5 protein-coding genes are annotated in these 4455 nt (G+C 60.2%); 3 read left to right on the top strand and 2 right to left on the bottom strand.

Annotated elements, in window-relative coordinates:
• The first annotated feature begins 59 nt into the window (after positions 1-59).
• Genes ACH2EH_RS12465 through ACH2EH_RS12455 form a run of 3 tightly spaced genes read left to right on the top strand, consistent with a single transcriptional unit; the run spans position 60 to position 1704 of the window.
• Positions 60-236: a hypothetical protein gene (locus tag ACH2EH_RS12465; protein ID WP_395142118.1), complete on the top strand. Its 177-nt coding sequence runs from the start codon at positions 60-62 to the stop codon at positions 234-236.
• Positions 237-282: 46 nt separating this feature from the next.
• Positions 283-1281 (top strand): ROK family protein, encoded by a 999-nt coding sequence (locus ACH2EH_RS12460; protein WP_395142117.1) that lies wholly within the window; start codon positions 283-285, stop codon positions 1279-1281.
• A gap of 3 nt (positions 1282-1284) precedes the next feature.
• Positions 1285-1704: an EamA family transporter gene (locus ACH2EH_RS12455; RefSeq protein WP_395142116.1), complete on the top strand. Its 420-nt coding sequence runs from the start codon at positions 1285-1287 to the stop codon at positions 1702-1704.
• A gap of 1 nt (position 1705) precedes the next feature.
• Here the strand turns inward: ACH2EH_RS12455 and ACH2EH_RS12450 are convergent, their stop codons facing one another.
• Positions 1706-2950: a DUF1501 domain-containing protein gene (locus tag ACH2EH_RS12450; protein WP_395142114.1), complete on the bottom strand. Its 1245-nt coding sequence runs from the start codon at positions 2948-2950 to the stop codon at positions 1706-1708.
• Positions 2951-2961: 11 nt separating this feature from the next.
• Positions 2962-4455: DUF1800 domain-containing protein (locus ACH2EH_RS12445; protein WP_395142112.1), on the bottom strand; the 1494-nt coding region annotated here is incomplete at its 5' end.

Raw genomic sequence — 4455 nt, 5'->3', positions numbered from 1 at the left:
CTAGCTCAACACTGCTGTCAAGTATAAACCTGGGGAGGTTTTTTACCGATACAGGAACTATGAAATACGCAATCCTTCTGCTCTTTGTGGCTCTGATTCTCCCCGGCTGTGCCAAGGAAGAAACCCCGCAAGAGGCCACCAAGACCGCTGGTCGCACCATAGACCAGGCAGAGGCACTCCAGAAAGAGTCGCAGAAGCGGGTCACGGAAAACGACGTACTCACCGGCGGAAAATAGAGTTGGCGTGCTATACTGACCTGGTAATTTGGGGAGGCTACGAACTTTGAGTTGGAATCGGGATGCCCGCTTTGTGGTAGGAGCGGATCTGGGTGGGACTAATATTCGTGCGGCGGTACTGGATCGCGACGGCAAGATGCTCGGGCATGGGAAGCGTCCTTCGCTTGCCCTGGAAGGCTCGGCACGAACCATCGGACAGATCAAGCAAGCCGTGGACGAAGCCATTACTGAGGCGGGCATCACCAGAGCCGAGATCGGTGGGCTGGGAATTGGTGTTCCGGGGCACATTGATCCTGCGGGTAAGCGTGTGCTCTGGGCGCCTAATTTTTATGAAGACGGCTTCCCGTATCGCAATATCGCACTGGGGGATCCCATTGCCGACGCAACGGGGCTTTCGGTTCTGATGGGCAACGATGCCAATGTTGCAGCCCTCGGGGAGTTTCGCTTCGGTGCCGGACGTGGCACGCGCACAATGGTGATGTTTACTCTCGGCACTGGGGTGGGTGGGGGACTGATCTTAGACGGTAAGCTCTGGACGGGCTTCACCGGCGGTGCGGGTGAGCTGGGACATATTATTGTGGCCGCAGGCGAGCGTGGCGGGGCAGCGGCCTACGGGAGCCTGGAGTCCATGGCCCAGATCGCGGCGATTTGCGAGCGTGCCTCGCGCAAGCTCTGCCAGGGGCGCACAAGCATTCTCGCCGAGCGCTGTGCCTACGACTGGCACCGCATCACACCTAAAGATATCGCCGATGCCGCGCAAGAGGGCGATGCAGTCGCGCTGGAAGTCCTGGAAGAGACTGGCTACTACATTGGCTTAGGGGTGACGTCGGTTGTGATGCTCCTCAACCCGGAAAAGATCGTGATTGGCGGAGGTGTCGCAGGCGCAGGCGAGCTGCTTTTTGAGCCGATCCGCCGCACTGCTTGGGCAAACGCATCGAGCACCCTGATCAAAGACTGCCCGATTATCGCTGCGGAGCTTGGCGACGATGCGGGTATCTATGGGGGCGCGGGGCTCGTGTTCGATGCATTAGAGAGCGCGGTTTAACCGGTGAGCTGGGCAGGCTGGGCATTTCTCTCGGCCTGCTTCGCGGCTCTCACCGCGATTCTCGCAAAAATCGGCATCCAGGGGATCCCCTCTAATCTTGCGATGGCAGTTCGAACGACCGTGGTTCTGGTGGCGGCGTGGGCGCTGGTTCTCGCGCGTGGGGAGGCTAAGGGGCTTAGTGAACTCCCGCAAAAAACGGTTCTCTTTCTTGTCCTCTCTGGCCTTGCTACGGGGGCCTCGTGGATGTGCTACTTTAAGGCGCTGGCACTTGGCCCCGTCTCCAAAGTCGCCCCGATTGACAAGCTCAGTTTTGTGCTCGCTGCGGTTCTTGCCGTCGTTTTTCTGCGTGAAAAACTCACTTGGCCGCTTGCGGCAGGCTGCGCACTTATTGTGGCCGGAGTGTTTCTCACCCTCAAGGGGTAAACTATGCTGGCCCGAACAGCCCCGGGAGCTTCCCGGGAGCACTGGGGAAGAGCGCGGCAGCTTTTTCTCTGCCGATCTGACCTGCGGCGACCTCCGTTAAGACATCCCGGTAGTCCAGTGTTACTTTCAGATCACCCGGGGCTTCGAGCTGCTCGTCTTTCAGGCCAGGCCAGCGTGCGTATACCTTGCCGCCTTTCACACTGCCCCCTACCACAAACCAAGCGCTCGCTCGCCCGTGATCCGTGCCCAGGCCACTGTTTTCAGCCACGCGCCGCCCGAACTCGGTCATCACAACAATTGTGACATCGTCGAGCTGTGCGCCCAGATCTTTGGTAAATGCGCCCAGGGAATCTCCGACATCCTGGAGCTGCTGAGCAAGATAGGGAGTGTTCTGCCCGACATGCGTGTCCCAGCCGCCACGGTCCAGGCAGGCCGTTTCTACCCCGACTCCGGCCTTGAGCAGCATCGCAGTCTGGCGCAGGCCGTTTCCCAGGTTCGACTCAGGATACTTCGCGCCGCCACCGGGCACGTAGCGCTTGGGATCAAGCTTCTCTAGGACGGTCAGAACTTCCAGTGTCTCTCGGCCCGCAATGGCTGCCGCGTCTTTGCCGTGCGCATAGAGCCCTTCAAGTGCTCCACGAAGGCTGGGAGTGGCATTGAGTTTCAGGTCGCTCAATTCATTGATTGCCATGGCGCTGGTCGCGCCGCGCAGGATATCGGGCATTATCGTATTGAAGGCAACCCCTCGAAGTGGCGATGGGTTGTCGTCGGGAAGGGCCATGAGATAGCGCGCCACCCAGCCCGAGGGTATCGTCGCCGGGTCGCTCGCTGCGCCTCTCTCCATCACTGCCATCGCCTCAAAATGTGAGCGGCTCTGATCCAGCGAGCCCACGGCATGAAGCGGCGCGAGGTTCCCCTCCAGATAGAGCGAATGCAGGGCACCCAGCGCGGGATGGAGTCCGAAGAAACCGTCGAGCTTGAGTGCGTTTGTCACTTTGATTGTCGGGCGATTTTTAAAGTAGTCGTCATCACCAATCGGAGCAAGTGCGGTGAGGCCATCCATTGCGCCCCGCAGGAAAATCGTGATTAGCGGCTTGCGGTGTGTCTTGCCCACGGTGAGCTGCGCCAGTGCCGAGCGCCCCGCCCACGCCACAATCGCGGCAGCCAGTGCACCACCAATCAGGTTCCGTCGGCTACTGGCACTCACACGGCTTTCTTCACACAATCCCCAGAGACTATCACTCATTGTACTCTCCACTATTTCCACTGAAACTCAGGCGATGCGAGGGCGAGGGCGAGGCGCTCCTCGGGCTTGCCGGAAAACTCGGGTAGGGAACCAAGCAGCACGGTCGCCGCCTCTTTGTCGATCTGGGTTGCGCCGACACCGCCTGCCGTTAGGGCAATTGCGAAGTTCCAGCGGGCGAGTAGCGAGCCAGTCCACGCCTGGGCTCTCTCGGGGTAGCCATCGGGCATGGGCCACTCGTAGAGAGGCTGGCCCATGCGAGTAAGATGATCTTGGACGCCCTTACTGCCGTCGGTGAGCGCATTGGTAGCCCGCAGCGCAGAGACGGTGAAATCAAACGGGCGCTTCAGGATCGGGGGAGCGTGCTCAAACTCGGGTGCCGTGAGGAGTGTCTGCATCATCGCCGGGATCGCGCCGCCGGATTCCGCGTAGCACGCCGCCACTTTCGCGGTGAGTGCTGCACTGTTTTCGTCTTCCCCGTAGAAGTAGCGCACTAGCTTTCGGGAGATAAACCGTGCTGTCGAAGGGTGTTTGGCAAGAATATCCCGCACCTGCGCCGCGTCTTTCTCACCGCCCCCATCAGGAATTTTCTCACCGAGCACCACTTTTGCACCGTTGTCGTGGCGATTAGGGTCGAAGTAGGCACCGCCCGTCTCGTGATGCTTAAGGCCATCGGTGAGCTTCCAGCCCGACATAAACCGATCCTCGATAGTCCAGCCTGTCAGGCAGCGCGCGACCTCCATAATATCGCGTTGCGTGTAGCCACCGTCCACGCCTAGGGTGTGCAGCTCTAAAAGCTCACGGGCATAGTTCTCGTTGGGGTGTTTCGCATCACTGACCTGCTGATCCAGATAACCCAGCATTGCCGCCGACTGCATGGACGCCTGGATCATCTTTTTGACGGAGCCCAATGCGTTCTCACGTACGACTTTCTTAAGATCGGTGGGCAGGAGATACATCAGCTCCGCGGCAACACCGGGTCGGCTTGGTGCGGAGTAGACCTTGCGGGCGTAGATATTCAGGTGGTTCGCCCAGAAGTCACAGAGGCGCTCGCGGAGCTGCCACTTGGAGTAGGTGGCCCGAAGAATCGCGCCACGGGAGAGCTGCTCCATCACGGATTTTTGCGGCATGTCGCGTAGCTCAAACGCGGGGGTGCGAAAGACCTCCAGCCCATTCAGTCGCCAGCGCAGTGCCACCGACTCGTCCTCATCATGCACGGGAGCCTTGAGCTGCTCGGTGAGCCAGCCGTCGTTGCCCAGAGTGCTTACCCGTTCCAAATCCGCGACGGACGGTCCGAAGGCAGCTCGGTTGAGGAGCTTTGAGTCGCCAATAGGGCGCATGGGCGGGCGTGTGGCGTGTGGTCGTGGGTCACGCACACTGCGCAGTGCCTCACGAATCGGCCCCTCGCCTTGGGATTGGCAGCCTGCGAGCGCCGCCCCCGCAACACCCGCCCCCACCAGTAGCTCTCGTCGTTTCATTGGGGATTCGTCTGTGCTTGCGCCTGCACG

Source organism: Armatimonas sp. (genome assembly GCF_043760365.1).
In the GTDB taxonomy this organism is placed as follows: domain Bacteria; phylum Armatimonadota; class Armatimonadia; order Armatimonadales; family Armatimonadaceae; genus Armatimonas.
Note: the sequence above shows the minus strand (reverse complement) of the source record. Positions and strands in the feature narration are given on the sequence as shown.

Excerpts from the sequence above, each read along its gene's own strand:
- ACH2EH_RS12465 (WP_395142118.1), top strand. The coding sequence starts at position 60 with ATGAAATACGCAATCCTTCTGCTCTTTGTGGCTCTGATTCTCCCCGGC.
- ACH2EH_RS12450 (WP_395142114.1), bottom strand. The coding sequence starts at position 2,950 with ATGAGTGATAGTCTCTGGGGATTGTGTGAAGAAAGCCGTGTGAGTGCC.